At 57.0% G+C, this 22,012-nt stretch carries 18 protein-coding genes; 7 read left to right on the top strand and 11 right to left on the bottom strand.

Features of this window, described 5'->3' with window-relative positions; translation table 11 throughout:
- Positions 1–89: 89 nt before the first annotated feature.
- On the bottom strand, positions 90–1,592 hold the full coding sequence (araA, locus tag KVT28_RS03260) for an L-arabinose isomerase (protein WP_101764517.1): 1,503 nt from the start codon (positions 1,590–1,592) through the stop codon (positions 90–92).
- A 12-nt stretch (positions 1,593–1,604) separates the two neighbouring features.
- Entirely contained in the window at positions 1,605–3,290 is a 1,686-nt protein-coding gene (locus tag KVT28_RS03255) for a ribulokinase (protein WP_110866057.1), read from the bottom strand.
- A gap of 365 nt (positions 3,291–3,655) precedes the next feature.
- Here KVT28_RS03255 and KVT28_RS03250 point away from each other — a divergent pair, with 365 nt between their 5' ends.
- The 5 genes from KVT28_RS03250 to KVT28_RS03230 all read left to right on the top strand — a co-directional run bounded on the left by KVT28_RS03250 (position 3,656) and on the right by KVT28_RS03230 (position 9,441).
- A complete protein-coding gene (locus KVT28_RS03250) occupies positions 3,656–4,639 on the top strand; it encodes an arabinose ABC transporter substrate-binding protein (protein ID WP_101764515.1) in 984 nt (327 codons plus the stop codon).
- 174 nt (positions 4,640–4,813) lie between these two features.
- Positions 4,814–6,334 carry an L-arabinose ABC transporter ATP-binding protein AraG gene (araG, locus tag KVT28_RS03245; protein ID WP_101764514.1) on the top strand — a complete coding sequence of 507 codons (1,521 nt, stop codon included), beginning with the start codon at positions 4,814–4,816 and terminating at the stop codon, positions 6,332–6,334.
- Between the two features lie 17 nt (positions 6,335–6,351).
- Positions 6,352–7,338 (top strand): L-arabinose ABC transporter permease AraH, encoded by a 987-nt coding sequence (araH, locus tag KVT28_RS03240; protein WP_008110235.1) that lies wholly within the window; start codon positions 6,352–6,354, stop codon positions 7,336–7,338.
- Positions 7,339–7,405: 67 nt separating this feature from the next.
- Positions 7,406–8,323 (top strand): arabinose operon transcriptional regulator AraC, encoded by a 918-nt coding sequence (gene araC, locus KVT28_RS03235; RefSeq protein ID WP_101764513.1) that lies wholly within the window; start codon positions 7,406–7,408, stop codon positions 8,321–8,323.
- Positions 8,324–8,400: 77 nt separating this feature from the next.
- Positions 8,401–9,441: an oxidoreductase gene (locus KVT28_RS03230; RefSeq protein ID WP_101764512.1), complete on the top strand. Its 1,041-nt coding sequence runs from the start codon at positions 8,401–8,403 to the stop codon at positions 9,439–9,441.
- 66 nt (positions 9,442–9,507) lie between these two features.
- Here the strand turns inward: KVT28_RS03230 and add are convergent, their stop codons facing one another.
- The 3 genes from add to malX all read right to left on the bottom strand — a co-directional run bounded on the left by add (position 9,508) and on the right by malX (position 13,389).
- On the bottom strand, positions 9,508–10,506 hold the full coding sequence (gene add / locus KVT28_RS03225) for an adenosine deaminase (RefSeq protein WP_101764511.1): 999 nt from the start codon (positions 10,504–10,506) through the stop codon (positions 9,508–9,510).
- A gap of 118 nt (positions 10,507–10,624) precedes the next feature.
- Positions 10,625–11,803: a MalY/PatB family protein gene (locus KVT28_RS03220; protein ID WP_217546772.1), complete on the bottom strand. Its 1,179-nt coding sequence runs from the start codon at positions 11,801–11,803 to the stop codon at positions 10,625–10,627.
- A complete protein-coding gene (gene malX / locus KVT28_RS03215; protein ID WP_110866061.1) occupies positions 11,803–13,389 on the bottom strand; it encodes a maltose/glucose-specific PTS transporter subunit IIBC in 1,587 nt (528 codons plus the stop codon). The genes KVT28_RS03220 and malX overlap by 1 nt, the downstream gene beginning before the upstream one ends.
- Positions 13,390–13,563: 174 nt before the next feature.
- Here malX and malI point away from each other — a divergent pair, with 174 nt between their 5' ends.
- Positions 13,564–14,592, top strand: coding sequence for a Mal regulon transcriptional regulator MalI (gene malI / locus KVT28_RS03210; protein ID WP_217546770.1), 1,029 nt, complete (start codon positions 13,564–13,566; stop codon positions 14,590–14,592).
- A gap of 26 nt (positions 14,593–14,618) precedes the next feature.
- Here the strand turns inward: malI and KVT28_RS03205 are convergent, their stop codons facing one another.
- Both KVT28_RS03205 and manA read right to left on the bottom strand, forming a co-directional pair.
- The gene (locus tag KVT28_RS03205) at positions 14,619–16,118 is read right to left on the bottom strand and encodes a YdgA family protein (RefSeq protein ID WP_110866063.1); all 1,500 of its coding nucleotides are present in this window, start codon (positions 16,116–16,118) and stop codon (positions 14,619–14,621) included.
- A 132-nt stretch (positions 16,119–16,250) separates the two neighbouring features.
- Positions 16,251–17,426: a mannose-6-phosphate isomerase gene (manA, locus tag KVT28_RS03200; protein WP_217546768.1), complete on the bottom strand. Its 1,176-nt coding sequence runs from the start codon at positions 17,424–17,426 to the stop codon at positions 16,251–16,253.
- 197 nt (positions 17,427–17,623) lie between these two features.
- On the opposite strand from manA, the gene fumC reads away from it, so the two are divergent.
- Entirely contained in the window at positions 17,624–19,021 is a 1,398-nt protein-coding gene (fumC, locus tag KVT28_RS03195) for a class II fumarate hydratase (protein ID WP_101764505.1), read from the top strand.
- Positions 19,022–19,110: 89 nt separating this feature from the next.
- Here fumC and KVT28_RS03190 read toward each other — a convergent pair whose 3' ends face one another.
- The 4 genes from KVT28_RS03190 to tus form a co-directional block, all read right to left on the bottom strand.
- On the bottom strand, positions 19,111–19,755 hold the full coding sequence (locus KVT28_RS03190; protein ID WP_137385709.1) for an anti-sigma factor: 645 nt from the start codon (positions 19,753–19,755) through the stop codon (positions 19,111–19,113).
- Entirely contained in the window at positions 19,752–20,306 is a 555-nt protein-coding gene (locus KVT28_RS03185; RefSeq protein WP_101764503.1) for a sigma-70 family RNA polymerase sigma factor, read from the bottom strand. Before KVT28_RS03185 ends, KVT28_RS03190 begins: the two co-directional genes overlap by 4 nt.
- A gap of 43 nt (positions 20,307–20,349) precedes the next feature.
- Positions 20,350–20,913, bottom strand: a complete 564-nt coding sequence (locus KVT28_RS03180; RefSeq protein ID WP_101764502.1) for a fasciclin domain-containing protein — start codon at positions 20,911–20,913, stop codon at positions 20,350–20,352.
- A gap of 93 nt (positions 20,914–21,006) precedes the next feature.
- Complete coding sequence (gene tus, locus KVT28_RS03175; protein ID WP_192233699.1) at positions 21,007–21,936, bottom strand: DNA replication terminus site-binding protein; 930 nt, start codon at positions 21,934–21,936, stop codon at positions 21,007–21,009.
- Positions 21,937–22,012: the final 76 nt, after the last annotated feature.

The raw sequence follows: 22,012 nt of genomic DNA, 5'->3' as shown, positions 1-22,012 counted from the left end.
TGAGTTCGGAGTGACAGCGTTTATAAAACGGTTCCTTCTCCCGCTTGCGGGAGAAGGTTAGGATGAGGGGAATATCGCAGAGGACGAAATCAACGTGCCAGGCGGTAATACGCCTCATTCCAGCGCAGCGCATCTTTAAATGCCGGTAAGCGCGTCTCCTCATCAATCACCAGCACTTCAATGCCATTCAGCTCGCCGTACAGATACATATCATCCAGATCCAGCGCCTGGCTGAACACCGTGTGGTGCGCGCCGCCGGCCAGAATCCAGGCTTCTGATGCGGTGGCCAGCGACGGCTGGGCACGCCACAGCGCACGGGCCACCGGCAATTTTGGCAGCGGTTTGGGCTGTTCGATCGCATCCACCACATTCACCAGCAAACGGAAACGATCGCCCAGATCGATGACGCTGGCATTCACCGCGCGTCCGGCCGGCGTGGAGAAGATCATGCGCGCCGGATCGGCTTTGTCGCCAATGCCGAGGAACTGCACATCAATCAGCGGCTTCTCCTCTTTGGCGATGGACGGGCACACTTCCAGCATGTGCGAGCCCAGCACCAAATCATTGCCCGGTGAGAAGTGATAGGTGTAATCCTCCATAAAGGAAGTACCGCCCGCGCGTGTGCCTGCCTGGATCTTGAGAATGTGCAGCAGCGCGGCGGTTTTCCAGTCGCCTTCACCGGCAAATCCATAGCCCTGGCCCATCAAGCGCTGCACCGCCAAACCGGGCAGTTGCGTCATGCCGTGCAAAGTCTGGAAGTTGGTGGTAAAGGCTTTGCAGCCCTCGGCTTCGAGGAAACGTTTCAGACCCAGCTCAATGCGTGCCGCATCCAGTACGTTTTGACGTTTATCGCCGTTGACGGCGGCGGCATCGGTGAAGCGATATTGGCTTTCGTATTCATCGATCAGCGCGTTGACGTCGCCATCGCTGACGCTATTCACCACCTCGACCAAATCGCCCACGCCCCAGCCATTCACGGAGTAACCAAACTGAATCTGCGCCGCGACTTTATCGCCTTCGGTCACCGCCACTTCGCGCATGTTGTCGCCGAAGCGCGCCACTTTCAGCTGCTGGCTGGCCTGTTTTGCCAGCGCGGCATTGATCCAGCGTCCGATGCGCTGCTGGCTGGCTTTATCCTGCCAGTGACCGGTAACCACGCTGTGCTGCAAACCCATGCGCGCGCCGATAAAGCCGAACTCGCGACCGCCGTGCGCGGTTTGGTTAAGGTTCATAAAGTCCATATCCATGCTGTCCCACGGAATCTCCGCGTTGAACTGGGTATGGAATTGCAGCAGCGGCTTATTCAGGATGCTCAGGCCTCCAATCCACATCTTGGCCGGCGAGAAGGTGTGCAGCCAGGTAATGATGCCGACACACTGATTATCGTGGTTAGCGTCGCGGCACAATGCCAGCGCTTCGTCTGGTGATTTCACCAGCGGCTTCAGCACCAGCGACACCGGCAAGGTGCCGGCCTGATTCAATCCGTCCATCACCTGGCGGGCGTGCTGTTCCACCTGACGCAAGGTTTCCGCGCCGTAAAGGTGCTGCGTACCAATAACAAACCACACCTGTCGTGCGTTGTGCTGTTCCATTAAATCTCTCCTTTACTGAGCGGATGCGGTGCGCGCGGCGTACTGCGGTTCAGCAGCCTGGCACCAGTTTTGATAACGTTGATAAAGTTGCTGATAAACCACCACGCGCGCGGCGTTGGGTTGCAGCGTCACATCAATCGGACTGGCCATTACCTGCTGGGCGGCAGGCACATTGGCATACACGCCCGCGGCCACGGCGGCAAAAATGGCCGCACCGAGCGCACAGCATTCGTCAGAGGCGACGATATCCAGCGGACGGTTCATGACGTCGCAGCACGCCTGCATGATGGCGGGGGATTTACGGGCGATGCCGCCGAGCGTCAGGATGCTCTGCACCGGAATCTGCTGCTGTTCGAAACACTCCATAATGGCGCGTGCGCCAAACGCGGTGGCGGCGATCAGGCCACCAAACAGCGCGGGCGCATCGGTGCCGAGATTGAGATCGGTGATCACACCTTTCAAGCGCTGATTGGCGTCTGGCGTGCGGCGGCCGTTGAACCAGTCGAGCACCACCGGCAGATGATCGAGTTGCGGATTGGCCGCCCAGGCTTCGGTGAGATTGCGGATCAGATCTTTTTGCAGCGCGGCTAACTGCGGTTGCAGCTCCGGATGGTGCTGCGCCGCCTGCTGCAGTGGCCAGCCGAGCAGGCGGCTGAACCAGGCATAAATATCGCCAAACGCTGACTGACCGGCTTCGCAGCCAATCGCGCCCGGCACTACGCTGCCATCTACCTGGCCGCAGATGCCTTTGATGGCGCGGTCGCCAACGGTGTCGCTGTCGGCAATCAGAATGTCGCAGGTTGAGGTGCCAATCACTTTCACCAGCGTATAAGGCTGCGCACCGGCACCAACCGCGCCCATGTGGCAGTCAAACGCGCCGCCCGAAAGAATCACCTGTTGCGATAAGCCGAGGCGCTGCGCCCATTCGCTGCTGAGCGTGCCCACCGGCACATCGGCGGTCCAGGTGTCTGCGAACAAGGGGGAATCAAGCTGCTCGACCAGCAGAGGATCGAGCGCGCGGAAGAAGTCAGCCGGCGGCAAACCTTGCCACTCCGGATGCCACAGTGATTTGTGCCCGGCGGCACAGCGTCCACGACGCAGCTGCGCGGGTGCGGTAGTGCCGCTGAGGAGCGCGGGCACCCAATCGCACAGTTCCACCCAAGACACTGCCGCTTCACGTACCGCAGCATCGGCGCGTGACACGTGCAGTATCTTGGCCCAGAACCACTCCGACGAATAGACGCCGCCAATATAGCGAGTGTAATCGTTGAAACGACCGCTACGACACAGCTGATTGATCTCTTCGGCTTCTTCAATCGCGGTGTGATCTTTCCACAGCACGAACATCGCGTTGGGGTTGGTGGCGAATTCCGGGCGCAGCGCCAGCACGTTGCCATCACGATCGATGGGCGCAGGCGTCGAGCCGGTGGAATCCACGCCAATCCCCACTACGGCGGCGCGCTGTTCAGGCGTTAAGGCGTTAACCACGGTGACAATCGCCTGCTCTAACGCATCGATATAGTCCTGCGGATGGTGACGAAAGCGGTTGGCGTGCGCATCGCAAAATTCGCCGTTGGCCCAGCGTGCATAGTTGACCACCGCTTTTTCCAGCTCTTTACCACTGTGACAGTCCACGGCCAGCGCACGCACCGAGTCACTGCCAAAATCCAGCCCAATTGTTATGGTGCCAGCACCCATTGGGATTCTCCTGTGTGAGTTATCTGGCTCTATCCTGGAATGGGGCAGCAGAAGCGGTTAGTCATCAGTCGCTGAGAATATGCACTTTTCTGCCATCGGCGGGGATGTGTGATCCACTGCAAAAGTTAATGACCGGTTAAATTTGCTGAATATATGGAGGATTTTGTCATCGTTTTGGGATGTGATACCGCTCTACATTTTTCCTGTCCATTCCCGCTACAACTAGCCCAGCGTTTGCGCAGCCTTTGTACAACCTTTGCGCTAACGCGCTGATTTTTAGCTGTACCCCACAGAATGATTTGATTGGTAGCGTTTACACCGATTGGTTAATAACAGCCTAAAACAACATTATGCCGGAGAGCATCATGCATAAATTCACTAAAACGCTGGCGGCGCTAGGTCTCGCTGCGGTTATGTCACAATCCGCTATCGCCGAGACCATGAAACTCGGTTTCCTCGTTAAACAACCGGAGGAACCCTGGTTCCAGACCGAATGGAAATTCGCGGATAAAGCCGGCAAGGATCTCGGCTTTGAAGTGATCAAAATTGCCGTGCCCGATGGTGAGAAAACCCTTAACGCCATCGACAGCCTGGCCGCCAGCGGCGCGAAAGGCTTCGTCATCTGTACGCCAGATCCAAAACTCGGCTCCGCGATTGTCGCCAAAGCGCGCGGTTACGGTCTGAAAGTGATTGCCGTCGATGACCAGTTCGTGACCGCCAAAGGCAAGCCGATGGATACCGTGCCATTGGTGATGATGGCGGCAACCAAGATTGGCGAGCGTCAGGGGCAGGAACTGTATAAAGAGATGCAGAAACGCGGTTGGGATGTGAAAGAGACCGGCGTGATGGCCATCACCGCCAACGAACTCGACACCGCACGCCGTCGCACCAGCGGTTCGATGGACGCGCTGAAAGCCGCCGGTTTCCCGGAGAAGCAGATCTATCAGGTGCCAACCAAATCCAATGATATCCCAGGCGCCTTTGACGCCGGTAACTCGCTGCTGGTGCAGCATCCGGAAGTGAAACACTGGCTGATTCTCGGCATGAACGATAACACCGTGCTGGGCGGCGTTCGCGCCACCGAAGGTCAGGGCTTTAAAGCGCCCGATGTGATCGGTATCGGCATTAACGGTGTTGATGCGGTGAGTGAGCTGTCGAAAGGATCCGCCACCGGTTTCTACGGTTCGCTGCTGCCAAGCCCGGACGTGCACGGTTATAAGAGCAGCGAGATGCTCTACAACTGGGTGACCAAAGATCAGGAGCCGCCGAAGTTCACCGAGGTCACCGATGTGGTGCTGATTACCCGCGATAACTTCAAAGCCGAGCTGGATAAGAAAGGGCTGAAGTAATCACGTTGTTCGTTGTTTGAGCAGCACCATCTAAATGTTTAGCCAAAATGATTCGTGCTGTAACAAGGCGGCAAGTGCACTTATCCCCGGGAGCTTACTTTTGTAAGTGACCGGGGTAAGTTCACGCAGCCAACGCAGTTACAGTGCGAAGCATGAAGGCTTAGAGGAGTCACCATGAACACTGATCAAGCCTTTCTGTCGTTTCATGGCATCAGCAAAACCTTTCCCGGCGTGAAAGCGCTGCAGGACATCTCATTCAGCTGCCGTTCCGGCGAAGTGCACGCGCTGATGGGGGAGAACGGTGCCGGTAAATCGACGCTGTTGAAGATCCTCAGCGGCAGCTACCAGCCCAGCGGCGGCGAGATCCGCATTAAAGGCCAGCCGAAGAGTTTCAACACCACCGTGGATGCGCTGGATGCCGGCGTGGCGATCATTTACCAGGAACTGCATCTGGTGCCGGAAATGAGCGTGGCGGAAAATATCTATCTCGGCCAGCTGCCGCACAAGCGCGGTCTGGTGAATCGCAAACTGCTGCGCTATGAAGCCGGTTTGCAGCTGCAAAATCTTGGCATGGATATCGATCCGGACATGCCGCTGAAATACCTGTCACTCGGCCAATGGCAGATGGTGGAGATCGCCAAAGCGCTGGCGCGTAACGCGCGCATCATCGCTTTTGACGAACCGACCAGCTCGCTGTCGGCGCGCGAAATTGATCACTTGTTCCGCGTCATCCGTCAGCTACGCGAGCAGGGCCGTACCGTGTTGTACGTGTCGCATCGCATGGAGGAGATTTTTGCCCTGAGCGATGCCATCACCGTGTTTAAAGATGGCCGCTACGTGCGCACCTTCACCGACATGAAAAACACCCATCACGATGATTTGGTGCAGGCGATGGTGGGGCGCAATCTGGGGGATATTTATGGTTACGCGCCGCGTGAACTGGGCCCGGTGCGTCTGCAGCTGGACGCGGTGGAGGCAAAGGGCGTGCGCACGCCGATTTCGTTGACGGTGCGTGCCGGTGAAATCGTTGGCCTGTTTGGTTTAGTGGGCGCGGGACGCAGTGAACTGATGAAAGGGCTGTTCGGTGCCACTAAATTGCGCGGCGGCAGCGTGACGCTGGATGGTAAAAAGCTCAACATTCGCCAGCCGATCGACGCCATCCGCGCCGGCATCATGCTGTGCCCGGAAGATCGCAAATCTGAAGGCATCATTCCGGTGCATTCGGTGCGCGATAACATCAACATCAGCGCGCGTCGCCACAATCTCACCGCTGGTTGCCTGATCAAACCGAGCTGGGAAGCGAAAAACGCCGATATCCACATTCGTTCACTCAACATCAAAACGCCAGGCCCGCAGCAGCTGATCATGAATCTTTCCGGAGGCAACCAGCAGAAGGCGATTCTGGGCCGCTGGCTGTCGGAAGAGATGAACGTGATCCTGCTCGATGAGCCGACGCGCGGCATTGACGTCGGTGCCAAACACGAAATCTACAACCTGATTTATCAACTGGCGAAAAAGGGGATTGCGGTGCTGTTTGCCTCCAGCGATCTGCCGGAAGTGATGGGATTAGCTGACCGCATTCTGGTGATGCGTGAAGGTTCCATTGCCGGTGAACTGTCCCATGACACGGCCACAGAGCAGCTGACGCTGAGCCTGGCGATGCCGAAAACCACTCAAGCGGCCGCCGTGGCCTGATGTAAAGGAGAGCAATAATGGCTTCATCTACCACTTCCAACACGCCACCGGTGCAGCGCAACGGGCTGCAGCTGGGGCGGATTTGGGACAACTTCGGCATGCTGGTGGTGTTCGCACTGCTGTTTATCGTTTGTGCCATTTTCGTGCCGAACTTTGGTTCTATCATCAACATGAAAGGGCTCGGGCTGGCGATGTCGATGTCCGGCATGGTGGCGTGCGGCATGCTGTTCTGCCTGGCTTCCGGCGACTTTGACCTGTCCGTGGCGTCGGTGATCGCCTGCGCCGGTGTGGTCACCGCGGTGGTGATCAACATGACCGAAAGCCTGTGGATTGGCGTGGCAGCCGGATTGCTGCTCGGCATGGCCACCGGTTTTATCAACGGCTTCGTCATTGCGCGGCTGAAAATCAACGCCCTGATCACCACGCTGGCCACCATGCAGATTGTGCGCGGCCTGGCTTACATCTTTTCTGACGGCAAAGCGGTGGGGATTGAAGACGAGCGCTTCTTTACCCTCGGCTACGCCAACTGGCTCGGCGTGCCGGCACCGATTTGGCTCACCATCGCTACCATGGTGCTGTTCGGTTTCCTGCTGAACAAAACCACCTTTGGTCGCAACACGCTGGCGATTGGCGGCAATGAAGAAGCAGCGCGTCTGGCCGGCGTGCCGGTGGTACGCACGCGCATCATTATCTTCATTCTGTCCGGTTTAGTGTCGGCGGCGGCGGGCATCATTCTGGCGTCGCGCATGACCAGCGGCCAGCCTATGACCTCGCTCGGATACGAGCTGATTGTGATTTCAGCTTGCGTGCTGGGCGGCGTCTCGCTGAAAGGCGGCATCGGCAAAATTTCCTATGTGGTGGCGGGCGTGCTGATTCTGGGCACGGTTGAGAATGCGATGAATTTATTGAATATCTCGCCATTCTCACAGTATGTAGTGCGCGGTTTGATACTGTTAGCGGCGGTGATTTTTGACCGCTACAAACAGAAAAGTAAAGCCGCCTGATAACCCAGGCTGAGCGTGCCGGAAAGTGGGCACGCTCAGCGCCGCGAAACGGAAAAGTGAGGGCATTATGTACCATCGCGAACCCCCAAGTGAGCAGCAGAATCCCTTATTGCCGGGCTATGCGTTCAATGCCTGGCTGGTGGCAGGCTTAACGCCGATTAATGCCAATGACGCACTCGATTTCTTTATCGATCGTCCGCACGGCATGAAAGGCTACATCCTTAATCTGACCATTAAAGGTCAGGGGCGCGTGTTTGATGGCGAATCTGCCTTCGACTGCGAGCCGGGCGATCTGCTGCTGTTTCAACCGAAAACCCCGCACTATTATGGCCGCGCGCCAGACAGCCCGTGCTGGTTCCATCGCTGGGTCTATTTCCGCCCGCGCGCTTACTGGACTGATTGGTTGCAGTGGCAGGATGAGAGCCAGGGCGTGGGGCGCTTGCATTTGTCAGAAGCGCAGCGTGCCGAGTTTGATCGCCTGTTCGCCAGCATCGAGCAAACCCACAACTCCGGTCGTCGCTTCGCCGAAGAGCTGGCGATGAATCTGCTGGAGCGCTTGCTACTGCGCGCGGTGGAAGAGGATCCGCGTAGCCATCAACAGATCCGCGATCCGCGCGTGATTGAAGCTTGCCAGTACGTCACCAATCATCTGGCGGGTGAAGTGAAGATTGAAGAAGTGGCGCGCCATGTTTGCCTGTCGCCGTCACGGCTGGCGCATCTGTTCCGCGAGCAAATGGGCATTAATCTGCTGCGCTGGCGCGAAGATCAGCGGGTGATCCGCGCCAAACTGCTGCTGCAAACCACTCAGGAACCGATCGCTTCCGTCGGGCGTGAAGTGGGCTACGATGACCAACTTTACTTCTCACGCGTGTTCCGCAAACGCGTTGGCGTCAGCCCCAGCGACTTCCGCCGCCGCAGCCAGGATGCGCAGGATGCTTTGGTGGCGCACGAGAGCTGGCAATCCGCACGGAGTGCTATTTCCTGAGTTTTCAGGTGATTCCGCCTTGTTCTTATAGATTGATTCGTCTTAAATCAGTCTGGTAACGAACAAGAGGAATGAGAATGAGCGATAAATTACGTGTCGGCCTAATCGGCTACGGTTTTGCCAGCAAAACCTTTCATGCGCCCTTGATCGCCGGTACGCCGGAGGTTGAGCTGGCGGCGATCTCAAGCAGCGATGCCAGCAAAGTGCATGCTGACTGGCCGTCAGTGCAGGTGGTTTCCGATCCACAAGCGCTGCTGGACGACCCGACACTGCAACTGATTGTTATTCCGACCCCGAATGACACCCACTTCCCATTAGCCAAAGCGGCACTCAACGCCGGTAAACACGTGGTGGTCGATAAGCCGTTTACCGTGACGTTGTCACAAGCACGTGAGCTGGATGCGCTGGCCAAAGCCAAAGGTCTGCTGCTGTCGGTGTTCCATAACCGCCGTTGGGACAGCGATTTCCTGACGCTGAAATCCCTGCTGAACGACGGTACGCTGGGCGAAGTGCGTTACTTCGAATCCCACTTTGACCGTTTCCGTCCGGAAGTGCGTCAGCGCTGGCGTGAAATGAAAGGCGCGGGCAGCGGCATTTGGTTCGATCTCGGACCGCACGTGCTGGATCAGGCTTTGCAGCTGTTTGGCACGCCGGTCGCGATCAATGTCGATATGGCAGAGCTGCGTCCGGGCGCGCAAACCACCGATTACTTCCATGCGGTGTTGACCTATCCTACGCGTCGCGTGGTGCTGCATGCCAGCATGCTGGTGGCGGCGGAATCCGCGCGCTTTGTGGTGCACGGCACGCGCGGCAGCTACGTGAAATACGGGCTGGATCCGCAGGAAGATCGTCTGAAAGCGGGTGAACGTCCGCCGCAGGAAGATTGGGGCTACGACATGCGCAACGGCACGCTGACCCTGGCGGAAGGCGATGTGATGGTGGAGAAAGAGCTGTTGACCTTGCCAGGTAACTATCCGGCGTACTACGCAGGTATCCGTGATGCGATTGCGGGCACAGGTGCGAATCCGGTGCAGGCAGAAGAGGCGATTCAGGTGATGGAGTTGATCGAGCTGGGCTTGCAGTCCGCCGAGAAGCGTCAGACCCTGTCGTTGCGTTAATTCTGTTAAAAGATCGCCAGGAATGGCGACCCTACGATCTAAGGTGCGCGTTATGCGCACCTTTTTTTATCCCGCTACGCGCGCGCGCAGCGCGGCTTTCTCTGCATCACTCAGGAACGCGATGGTTACACCATTATCCTGTGCCTGACGCATCTCTTCTGCCGTCAATCCCGCTTGCGGTGCCGCCACTTCATACTCATGGGCCAGCTCAACGCCCTGAACCGCCGGGTCGTCGGTGTTAATGGTGGCGAGAATGCCGTGCTGCAGGAAGGTTTTCAGCGGATGGCTGCTCAGCGACGAAACGGTGCTGGTCTGAATATTCGAAGTGAGGCATGACTCAATCCCAATGCGCTGCTCAGCAAGGAAATCCATCAATGCACGGTCTTCAATCGCCTTCACGCCGTGACCAATACGCTCCGCGCCCAGCTCGCGAATCGCTTGCCAGATGCTTTCCGGGCCTGCGGCTTCACCGGCGTGAACGGTAATGCGGAAACCGGCGTCACGCGCACGATTAAAGTGGCTGAGGAATTCACTGCCTGGGAAGCCTAGCTCGTCACCGGCCAAATCGACGGCGGTGATGCCCTCGCGATGTGCCAGCAAAGCTTCCAGCTCACGCAGGCAAGCTTCTTCACCAAAGGTGCGGCTCATAATGCCGGTCAGGCGTACATCAACGCCGTATTGCTGAATGCCGGCGCGCACACCATCAATCACCGCCTCAACCACGCCGGCAATCGGCAGTTGATGCGTCATCGCCATGTAGCCCGGTGAGAAGCGCAGTTCCGCATAGTGAATGCCAGCGCGCGCCGCATCTTCGACGTTTTCCAGCGCGATACGACGACAGGCATCAAGATCGCCCAGCACTTTCACGCCCCAGTCGAGTTTCTGCAGGAAACTCACCAGATCCGGTTCATTAGCCGTGACCTGCACATGCGGACGCAATGCATCAAGCGTTTCAGCGGGCAGCGCAAGATTATGCTGACGACCTAAGTCGAGAATGGTTTGTGCGCGGATATTGCCATCAAGGTGGCGGTGAATGTCGGTAAGGGGGAGTTTTGGATCAATCATGGCGCACTCGCTTAAGTTTCATAAAGTGCAGAGGATTATAAAAACATCTTGCGCAACAGCGCCAGCGATTTGCGCAAACAGCAAAACGGATGCTGAATTAATCAGCATCCGTGGCATTTTAGAACGATTTTAGCCCGGCAATCAGGCGATCCAGCCCATCATCCAGTTTGCTGCGCGGGCAACCGGCGTTGAGACGCAGATAGCCGCGACTCGCCGCGCCGTAGGTCGAACCCGGCATGATCGCCACTTTGTGTTGATGAATCAGACGCTGTTGCAGCGCCTGTTCATCAATGCCAAGCGGATTGAGATCGATCCACGCCAGGTAAGTCGCGGCGGGCGGTTGCCAGTTAAGCTGCGGAAACGCCGTGTTCAGGCGCTGCGCGATATGCTGCATGTTGCCACGTAGATGGTCGCGCAGCGCATCCAGCCACGGCGCGCCCGCGCGATAAGCGGCGATGGTAGCGGCAAGCGCCATTACCGCTGGCGAGGATAAGCCATCCTCATGCTTCAGCGCATGGAACCACGCCTGACGATCGCGCTTATCAGGAATGATGCCCCACGCGCCGGTCAGCGCCGGAATGTTGAAGCTCTTGGAGGCCGAGGTGAACAGCGCCCAGGCGGACTGCGCGACCTGGCTCCAGGGCGTATGCTGCGCATCACTCAGCACCATGTCCATATGAATTTCATCGCTAATCACCTTAACGCCATGCTTTTCGCACAGCGCCGCCATCTGGCGCAGCTCATCTTCGCGCCACACTTTGCCGCTAGGATTGTGCGGACTGGACAGCAGCATCACTTTACAGCGCGGACGCGCCAGCAAACTTTCCAGCTGCGTCATGTCACACAGCCATTCGTTAGCGTGGCGCTGCAGCGGCAGCTCCAGCACGCGACGCTGATTGCCATTGATGGTGTTATAAAACGCATCGTAAGCGGGGGTGTGAATCAGCACTTCATCATCCGGCTGCGTCCAGTGGCGCAACAGCTGCGCCACCATATAAATCACCGACGGGCCATAAACCAGCGATTCTGCCGCCACTTCGGTAGCGAAACGGCTGCGCATCCAATGTTGAATGGCAGAAAGAAAATCATCATGCTGCCAGCGGCTGTAGCCAAACACACCGTGTGCGAGGCGCTGTTGCAGCGCCTCGAGGATGCATGGCGCGGTGGCGAAATCCATATCGGAGATAGTGAAGGGCAGCAAGTCCGCCACGCCGAAACGATCGGCCACGAAATCCCACTGCGTACACCAGCTACCGTGGCGATCCACCACCTGATTGAAAGCGAAATCCTGCATCATTACACCGTCGCGCTCATCAAGTGTGCCATCTCATCTTTGACCGATTGCACCTGCGGGCCCATCACCACTTGCAGATTGGTCGCATTAACATGCACCACGCCAATCGCACCGTTGGCTTTCAGTGTTGCATCATCCACCTTGCTCATGTCGACCACGGTAATGCGCAGACGCGTCAGGCAGTTATCCAGTGAGGCGATGTTTTCCACGCCGCCCAGCGCCGACAGAATCGCTGGCGTATTAAAGCCGGATTTACCCACAGCCGCGCGATTAACCTGCTGCGCTACGCTGTTGGTTTCCACTTCGCGGCCTGGCGTTTTGATGTTGAAGTGACTGATAGCAAAGCGGAAGATGGCGTAATAACCCACGAACCACACCGCAGCAATCACCGGCACCCAATACCATTTGGTGGAGAGGCCGTGCAGCACGCCGAAGACGAAGAAGTCGATCACGTTGCCGTCGGTATTACCGATAGTCACGCCCAGCATCGCCATTACGGTGAAGCCCAAGCCGGTCAACAGCGCGTGGATCAAATACAGCACCGGCGCGACGAACAGGAACAGGAACTCCAGCGGTTCAGTGGTACCGCCCACCACGCAAGCCACCACGCCGGAAATCAGCAGACCTTTAATTTTATGACGGTTTTCCGGACGGGCGCAGTGATACATCGCCAAGGCCGCACCCGGCAAACCCCCGAGGAAGGCTGGCATTTTACCCTGCGACAGGAAGCGCGTGGCGCTCTCGGCGAAGCCGTGGGTATCCGCACAGGCCAATTGCGCCTGGAAGATAGTTAACGCACCGCTAACACTTTTACCGCACACATCCATGGTGCCGCCCGCATCGGTAAAGCGGATGATTGCCACCAGAATGTGTTGCAAGCCAAAAGGTAAAAGCAGACGTTCGCCAGTACCGAAGATCATCGGACCAAATTCACCGGCGCTGTTAATCACCCAGCCGAGGCCGGTAATCGCGCGTGCAAAGAATGGCCAAATCAGCGGAACCACCAGGCCCAGCACGCCCATCGCCATCGCCGTAACGATCGGCACAAAACGCGTACCACCGAAAAACGCCAGCGCATCTGGCAGGCGAATGTTGTGGAAGCGCTCATGTAACCAGAACACCACGATACCGACGATCACCGCGCCGAGAATACCGGTGTCGATGGACTGAATGCCGAGGATGTTTTGTACGTTATTGGCTTTCAGCACCGCCGCATCAGTGGTTGGCAGAATGCCGTTGATGTTGAGCCAGAAGTTGATACTCAGGTTCAGCACCGCGTAGCCAACAAAACCGGCAAAGGCGGCGACGCCTTTATTCTCGCGCGCCATACCGAGCGGAATGGCAATGGCAAACATCACCGGCAGATAGCTAAAGGCAAAAGAGCCGATCTTCGCCAGCCAGATAAACAGGTATTGCAGGAAAGGCTGATCGAGAAGAGGAATTAGCGTCAGGACGTCATGACTGCTGAGAGAACTGCCAATTCCTAACAGAATGCCGCAGAACGAGAGCAGGGCGACGGGCAACATAAAGGTTTTACCCAGACTTTGGAAAAACTCCCAAAGTGACATTTTGGGGCGGCTGGCGGACATAGATTCTCCTGGCAATAAAAGTAAAAGGCTTCAATGTGGTCAAGGATGATAAAACGTTTTACCACTTATTTTTGTGGCTATAATCACAAAGAGTGACTAATTGCAGGCTTTATTTTTGGTGCAATCAGTGTAACGTTTTATCTCTTTGAATTTGGACGTCGGTAACGGAACACTATGTCCCAGCAGAAAACCACTATTCATGATGTGGCGTTGGTCGCCGGGGTGTCGGTCTCTACCGTGTCGTTGGTGCTCTCCGGCAAAGGGCGCATCTCGCCCGCTACGGCCACACGCGTCAATCAGGCGATTGAGCAGCTTGGCTACGTGCGTAATCGCTCAGCCTCGATTTTGCGCGGCGGCGAAAGCGGCGTGATCGGCCTGATCGTGCGCGATCTCAGCCAGCCCTTTTATGCCGCGATGACGGCCGGACTCAGTGAAGTGCTGGAGCAGCAGGGCAAAGTGCTGGTGCTGACACAAAGCGGTCAGCACGGACAACACCTTAAACGCTGTTTTGACACGCTGGTGGCGCAGGGCGCAGAAGGCATTGTGCTTGGCGGCGAGGCGGCGCAAGCAGAAACGCTAGTGCCGCAGGCGCAGGAGCAAAACATTGCGTTAGTTTGCGCCTCGCGCGCCAGCAGCCTCGACAATGTCGACTCACTGCGGCCCGATAACAGCCAGGCGGCGCGCATGGCAACGGAGTATCTGATTCGACAGGGACATCAGCGCATCGCCTGGATGGGCGGTTTGGGATCGTCACTGACGCGCGCCGAGCGGATTGGCGGCTATTGCGCCACCTTGCTGCAATACGGCTTATCGTTCCGGTCCGACTGGATTATCGAGTGCGACGATCGCCAGCAAAGCGTGTCAGCGTTAACGCTGCAGTTGTTGCGTCAACATCCCGGCATTACCGCGATTCTGGCGCATAACGGCAGCACCGCGCTCGGCTGCTATTTTGGCGCGTTACGCTGTGGGCGAACCTTTGGTGAAGGCGCGGTGGATAGCTACTACACGCAGCAGCTGGCGCTGGTGGGCTTTAATGACGATCCGCAGCGGGAGCTGCACGATCCCACCATGACCTTTGTCAGTAGTGAAGCGCGTGATGTGGGGAGAAGGGCGGCGGAGCGGATGTTGCAGCGGCTGGCGCAGCCGGAAGCGGAGATTCAGAGTTTGATTGTGCCGCCGCAGCTAATGCGCGGCGAAGTGTAAGGGCGGCCAGTTGGCCGCCCCATGAATTACTCTGGCATACCTTCGCTGGTTGGTGCGCCCAGCATATAGCGTGACAGAAACTGCTCCAGCGTCATCTTGTCGCCATTCATGGTGACCTGGCCGTTACCGTATTGCAGGCTGGTGACGATGTTGTCATCCTGCTGCTGGGTCAGGCGGAACATCTGGCCCATTGCCGCTAAACCTTTCACCTGCTGATCCGCCAGTTTCTGCGCATCGTCGCCCTGATAACCTTCCGCTAAACCGACATGACGCATGGTTTCTGTCGCCATTGGCATATTGATCGCCAGCTTGCCGTCGAGGGTTTTCAGCACGCGATCCACTGCGGCACCCAAACTCTGCGCCTCGCCGCTCACGGTGGCCGGATCGTTAAAGCCCACGTTCAGGTTAAAGGTGCTTTCACCTTTATCATTTTTCCAGCTCAGCGGCGCGATGCTCAGCGTTGGCGAGCCTTTCAACAGCGTTGGCAGGTTATTACGCAGAATGGTTTGCACGCTGGCCTGATAGCGAATCGGATCTTCCGCCACGCCCGGCTGGTTCAGCAGATCCTGCATCTGCGCGTTGTAAGTATCGGAGAAGGCTTTCACCGCCTGCGCATCAAACTGCGCAAACTTCATCGCCAGCTTAGCTTCACCAAACGGCTGCTTCTGCAGGGTAATCTTGTCAACATCGACATCTAACTGCCCACCAATCTTGCCTTCTTTATTGTCAAAGGACGAGGTGGTTTTCAGCTTCTCCAGCGACAAACCTTCCTGGCCGTTGATGCTGGCATCCAGTTTATCCAGAGAGATCGACTGATCGCCAACGCGCACGCCTTCCGGGCTGAGATGGGTATCGCCGCTCAGCTTCAGGCCATTCAGCGTAAACAGCACCGGCAGTTCAACCTGATTTTTGCTGGTGACCGCGATGCTGGAGAAGTCGCCGTCGAGGCTGACTTTGTCACCTTTGCTGTCGGCGCTGATGTTGAGCGTGCCGCCATTGGTGGCCAGACGATCGCCGGTCTGCGGATTGTTATAATCCACCGCCAGCAGGTTGAGATCGGTATTGGTCGCACCGCTGTAGCCGACGCGGGTATCGGCGTTGACCAGCGATTTGCCGTTGGTCAGTTCAAACAGCTTCTTCACCGCATCGGTGTTTTCCAGTTCGGTATGCACAGACGCCATACTTGGGATCAGGCTGCCGCGCTTCAACTGGGCGAACGGGAACGGGCCGTGATCGATCGTCTCGTTCAGCACGATACTTTGACCAGGCTTCAACAGCGGATTGTCATTGGTTTGCGAGCTGGCCTGTACCACCAATTTGGTTTTGCTGCTGAACACGCCGCGCTGATAATCTTGATAGCTCAGCGTCAAACGGCTGTTCGGCGCGTAAGCATTCAGCTGCGCGTTGGCGTTCTGCAACATCTCATCCATATGGCTTTCCAGTTGTTTACCGGTAAACCATGCAGCACCAGTCCAAATCACGCCGAGCGCCACAATCACACCTACGGCAACCTGGGTCTTTTTCATCGCTGTGTCGTCCTTATCCTTGCGTCCGCACGCCGCTGGTCGGTGCGCGACGGGTGAAGAAAAACGCCCGCAGGCGTTTTAAATTAATAGTTTAAAAGAATAGCAGTTAATGCTGGCAGCGTCAGCCGGATCTCAGTTGAGCGTATTAAATACGCGCGCCAGACGTCCGGTGCCTGCCGCGTTGACCGGCGACTCATTGGCAGCGACAAAGCAGGATTCACCTGGCTTCAGCACCAGCTGTTGCCCGGACTTCTCAATTATCGCCTGACCTTCAATGCAGAACAGCAGGGCCGCGCTGTTTTGTGCCAGCGCTTGCGGCGCAGCGGAAAGCCCATGAATGGCAAAGGCAAAGTCCTCTACCGGAATCGGGAAGTTCAGGGTTTCGCCGTCGCGCTGCGGCTGCGTCAGCAGCGTCGCGGCCGGTTTTGCCTGAAACTTCAGGTTAGCCAGCAGTTCCGGGATATCGATGAACTTCGGCGTCAGACCGGCGCGCAGCACGTTATCGGAGTTCGCCATCACTTCCAGCGCCACGCCTTTCAGATAGGCGTGCGGCGTTTCTGCAAACAGGAACATCGCTTCGCCGGGCTGCAGGGTAATAACATTGAGCAGCAGCGGCGAAAACAGACCGCTGTCATCCGGATAATCGATGGCGATAGATTTGATGGTCTGCCACGGTTCGCCTTCACGCCCATTGAGCGCCGATTTCAGTACGCCGATGGCGCGCGATTTGGCCTCGTCTTGCAGCGACAGCAGCGTGGCGAACAGTTTTGCCAGATTGGCTTCATCAGTGTTTTCGAGGAAGTGAGCGATCTGCGGATGCGCACCGGCCACCGGCTCCAGCAGCGAGACAATCTCATGCAGCTCACGGAAACCGTTCATCGCCTGGAAGGGTGTCAGCGCATACACCAGCTCGGGCTTGTGATTAGCATCTTTATAGTTACGTTCGGCGGCGCTGAGTGGAATGCCAGCAACATTTTCACGCGCAAAACCCTGTTCGGCAGCAGCTTTGCTGGGGTGCACCTGAATCGACAGCGGCTGATCGGCGCACAGCACTTTAAACAGGAACGGCAGCTCGCCGAAACGTTCAGCCACCGCTTTGCCGAGCATGGCGACTTTGTCGGCATCAATTACCTCACGCAGCGAACGCACTTCGCCGTTGACCTCAACGGTAGACGGGCTTTTCGGGTGCGCGCCCATCCACAGTTCCGCCATCGGCAAACCTTGTGGATTTTCGATGCCATAGAGTTCGGTCAGCGCAGTTTTGCTGCCCCACGCGTAATTTTGCAGCGAATTGTTCAATTTTTGCATCGTTTACCCTTAATAACCGTAAGTAAATAGGCTTATTAAAGCAGAAAGTGCCATAGAAAATACACGAACAAGTGCAATAAAGGCGATAGGCTCGCATAATGTTAAATTCTTGTATGTGACAATCTTGCTCGCTCAACGGCGTCGCGGGAAGGCGTTTAGAGCGGAAACCTCAAAATCTGAGCTAAGGAGACGTAGTCATGGCAGCCAATCGCATTGAAAAAGACTCAATGGGACCGATTGAAGTACCGGCAGATAAGTTGTGGGGCGCACAAACCCAGCGTTCGCTGGAACATTTCAAAATCTCAACCGAGAAAATGCCCGTGGCATTGGTGCATGCGCTGGCGCTGACCAAGCGCGCGGCGGCGCAGGTGAACCAGGATCTCGGCTTGCTTCCGGCCGATCGTGCCCAGGCGATTCTCAAAGCCGCCGACGAAGTGCTGGCCGATAAGCACAGCGAGGAGTTTCCGCTGGCAATTTGGCAGACCGGCTCCGGCACCCAGACCAACATGAACATGAATGAAGTGCTGGCCAACCGCGCCAGTGAAATTCTTGGCGGCGAGCGTGGCATGTCGCGTCTGGTGCACCCAAATGACGACGTGAATAAAAGCCAAAGCTCCAACGATGTGTTCCCCACCGCCATGCACGTGGCCGCGGTCATCGCCGTGCGGGAGCAGCTGATTCCGCAGATTCACGTGCTGAAAAAGACGCTGAGTGAAAAATCCGACGCCTTCAAAGATATCGTCAAGATTGGTCGTACCCACTTGCAGGATGCGACACCGCTGACGCTCGGTCAGGAGATCTCCGGCTGGGTAGCGATGCTTGAGCACAATCTCAAACACATTGAGAACAGTATTCCGCACGTAGCGGAGCTGGCGCTGGGCGGCACCGCGGTCGGGACCGGCCTGAATACCCATCCGGAATACGCGGTTCGCGTCGCTAAAGCGCTGGCCGATTTGACCAAACAGCCGTTTGTCACCGCGCCGAACAAGTTCGAGGCGCTGGCGACCTGCGATGCGCTGGTGCACGCGCACGGTGCGCTGAAAGGCCTGGCGGCTTCGCTGATGAAAATTGCCAACGACGTGCGCTGGCTGGCCTCTGGCCCGCGTTGCGGCATTGGCGAACTGGCGATCCCGGAAAATGAGCCAGGCAGCTCGATCATGCCAGGCAAAGTGAACCCCACGCAGTGCGAAGCGCTGACCATGCTGTGTTGTCAGGTGATGGGCAACGACGTGGCGGTGAATATTGGCGGCGCGTCCGGCAACTTTGAGCTCAACGTATTCCGTCCGATGGTGATCCACAACTTCCTGCAATCGGTGCGTCTGCTGGCCGACGGCATGGACAGCTTCAATCACCACTGCGCGATCGGCATTGAACCGGTACGCGAGCGCATCGATCAGCTGCTGAACGAATCGCTGATGCTGGTGACCGCGCTGAATACCCATATCGGCTACGACAAAGCGGCGGAAATTGCCAAGAAAGCCCATAAAGAAGGCCTGACGCTGAAAGGCTCAGCGCTGAAGCTGGGCTATCTGACCGAAGAGCAGTTCGATGAATGGGTGCGTCCGGAGGAGATGGTTGGCAGCATGAAGCAGTAAACCGCTGTTAAAAACTGGCAGACGTAGCACCCTCGTAGCGGCGCAATTGATTGCGCGATAAATCGCGCCGCTACGGATTGTGCGGTGATTTATAGCCGCCCGCTATACAACACCGGACCGGTTGGCTGGCCGGTTGGCGAGCCGCCGCGCGGTTCAAGGCTGATGGCAATGATGCCTGAGCGGGAAATCGTGCTATTCAACGCCACATCCGTTGCCTTCTGATTATCCAACAAACCCAATGAAATCGGCGCTTTGCCTGGCGGAATCAGCCACAGCTGCAAACTGTTGTTATCGGCGATGGTCACAGGATGTAACGGCGTCAGGCTCAGCTGCGCCAGTTTGCTGTCCGCGCTGACCACCCATTGCTGTTGATGCTGGGCGTCGTTCAGTACCGTCAACGGCGTTAACGTCGGCTGCTGCAGGAACAGTGAGGCGAGCAGGGCGAACGCCGCGACACTGGCAGCCGCCAGCCAGCCCGCATAATGGCGTTTGGGTTGAATGACGCGTTGCTCGGGCAAACTCAATGTAATCTTTTTCCACACCTTTTCCGGTGGCGTGACGGGCGCAAGCTGATTATCCAGGCCCGCCAGCAGGGCTTGCCAGCGCGCAACATTAGCCGCGAGCGCGGGCTCGTTTCGCAACCTGCGTGCAAAGCGCAAACGCGCCAGCCCACTCAAGGTGCCCAGCGCATACTCGGCTGATAAGGCCTCATCGCGTTGTAATTTATCGTTCATAGGCCCACACACTCCCGCAGATGCTCCAGCGCGCGGCGAATCCAGCTTTTTACCGAGCCAACCGGCTGTTGCAGCCAGGCGGCAATATCACTGTGGGACATCCCCTGATAATAGGCGAGCGTGATGCTTTGCTGCTGTTCGCTGCTCAGATGGCCAATGCAGTGTCGCAGGCGATCGGCTTGTGCCGGATCGTGCCAGTTATTCTGTTCGTCTTCGCTGGTGATTGGTAGCAGGTCGCTAAACTCTTCTGCCTCCAGCATCAGGCGCGCCTGTCCGCTGCGTAACCCGTCAATGCAGCGATTGCGCACAATGTGCGTCATCCACGTCATCGGCGCGCTCAGGGCAGCATCGTAAGAGGCGGCGCGGTTCCAGATGGTGAGGTAGCAATCGTGCAGCACCTCTTCCGCCCAACCTTGCTGACGCAGCATGCGCAGGGCGAGGGCGAACAGGTGCGGCGACGTAAGTCGATACAGTTGCTCAAACGCGCGGCGATCGCCTTTTGCGATCGCCGGCAATAAGTTGTCTAACCGTTCTGCAAGCCTGTTATCCATCATCTTCCCGGTTGGCTAAAATGCCCAATCCGAGTATAGGCAATTACTTAGGCATCAAGACGGTATCAATCACATCAATCACACCATTTTTCTGATTGACGTCATAAGTGCTGATATTCGCCACATTGCCTTGACCATCTTTCAGCTGAATATTGTGCGGGCCATTATTCATAATCCACAACGGTTGGCCGTTGACGGTTTTCAGCTCGGCATGTCCGCCACCTTGCTTAATTTTTTTCTCCAGCGCTTTCATGTCGTATTTACCGGCCACCACATGATAAGTCAGGATGCTGGTCAACTTCGCTTTGTTCTCCGGTTTGACCAGGCTATCAACGGTGCCCGCAGGCAACTTGGCGAAGGCCGCATTGGTTGGCGCGAAGACAGTAAACGGACCTTTACCTTCGAGGGTTTCCACCAAACCCGCCGCTTTAACAGCAGCAACCAGCGTGGTGTGATCTTTGGAGTTCAGCGCGTTTTCAACGATGTTCTTTTGCGGATACATCGCTGCGCCGCCGACCATCACGGAGTCATCATTCATGGCGGCAAATGCACCTGCGGTGAACAGTAAAGTGCTGGATACGACTGCAATGCTCATTAGCTTTTTCATCATAAATCCTCGTAGTAGGGAGCGAAGAAGTTGCTCACACTCTGATATACGAGGGCAGCCTGCGAATTGGATGCAGCGATTTAAAAATAAATTTTACGCCAGCCGATCGCTCCACAAATGCAGGCGCGGAATGATCAGATGCAGCGGCTCGGCCAGCGGTTTATGACGCCAGGCAACGTTATCGGCATCGTAGTTCAGCAGTTCTCCCAGAATCGGCACCTGCGTGCGATCGCGGCACAGCACCAGCAGCGGAGAAGGGCAGGCAAGCTGCACCTGTTTCTTCTCGCTGGCGCGCCATACGCGGGCAATCGGCTGCACCTTCACCGGACGCTTGATTTTCAGCTTCGCACCGGCTGGCAACGCGAGGATTGCTTCCAGCTCTTGCTGCACTTTCTCTGCCCACTGTTCCCGCGTCCACGGTGCCTGCGCACGATTGGCCTTCAGGCTGCGCTCCAGCTGTTCTACCACCGCATCACGCGTGACGTTTTTGATGATGTTTTTATTCGCCCAGCCAAAGCGCAAACTGTCCGGCGCGTTGAGCAGCGTGACGCTGCGGTAGGCGTTAAGCGTAATTAACCCGCGCAGATGCTGGTGGACGAACTCAAAGCGCGCCTCGCTCGGCAAGCCCGACTCCACGGTGATCAGCTGTTCCAGCCGCTGCTTCAAAGTATTAATCTCGGCAACCTGCTGCGTAATCTGCGCATGCACATCGCCGTCGGCTTCAATGCAAATCGCGCCCGGCAAGCGCACGGCGGCTTTGGTGCTGAGCTTTTCCGATTGATGCTGCATAAACAGGCGGCAGTAATGCGTCAGCGCCATGTCGCGTGCCGTTTTACCAAGATGCTGCGTCACCGCGATGCGTTCAATTTCATCATGTTCGCGGCCTTTCTCGATTTCCGGCAGACTAAACACGCGCGCAATCAACAGCGGTTGCTGCTCAATGTGTTGACGTAACGCGCCCAATCCCGCTTCCAGCGCATTAACGCATTCGTGCAGATCGGCAACCAAATCATAACGAGCCATAAAATGCCCCATAGTTACAACATACTTTTAGTGTACTGGCTTGGGCGCCGGTCTGCCAGCGTCGCGCAAGGATTTT

The sequence above is a fragment of the Pantoea sp. GbtcB22 genome (assembly GCF_019091025.1).
GTDB classification, from domain to species: domain Bacteria; phylum Pseudomonadota; class Gammaproteobacteria; order Enterobacterales; family Enterobacteriaceae; genus Pantoea; species Pantoea leporis.
Note: the sequence above shows the minus strand (reverse complement) of the source record. Positions and strands in the feature narration are given on the sequence as shown.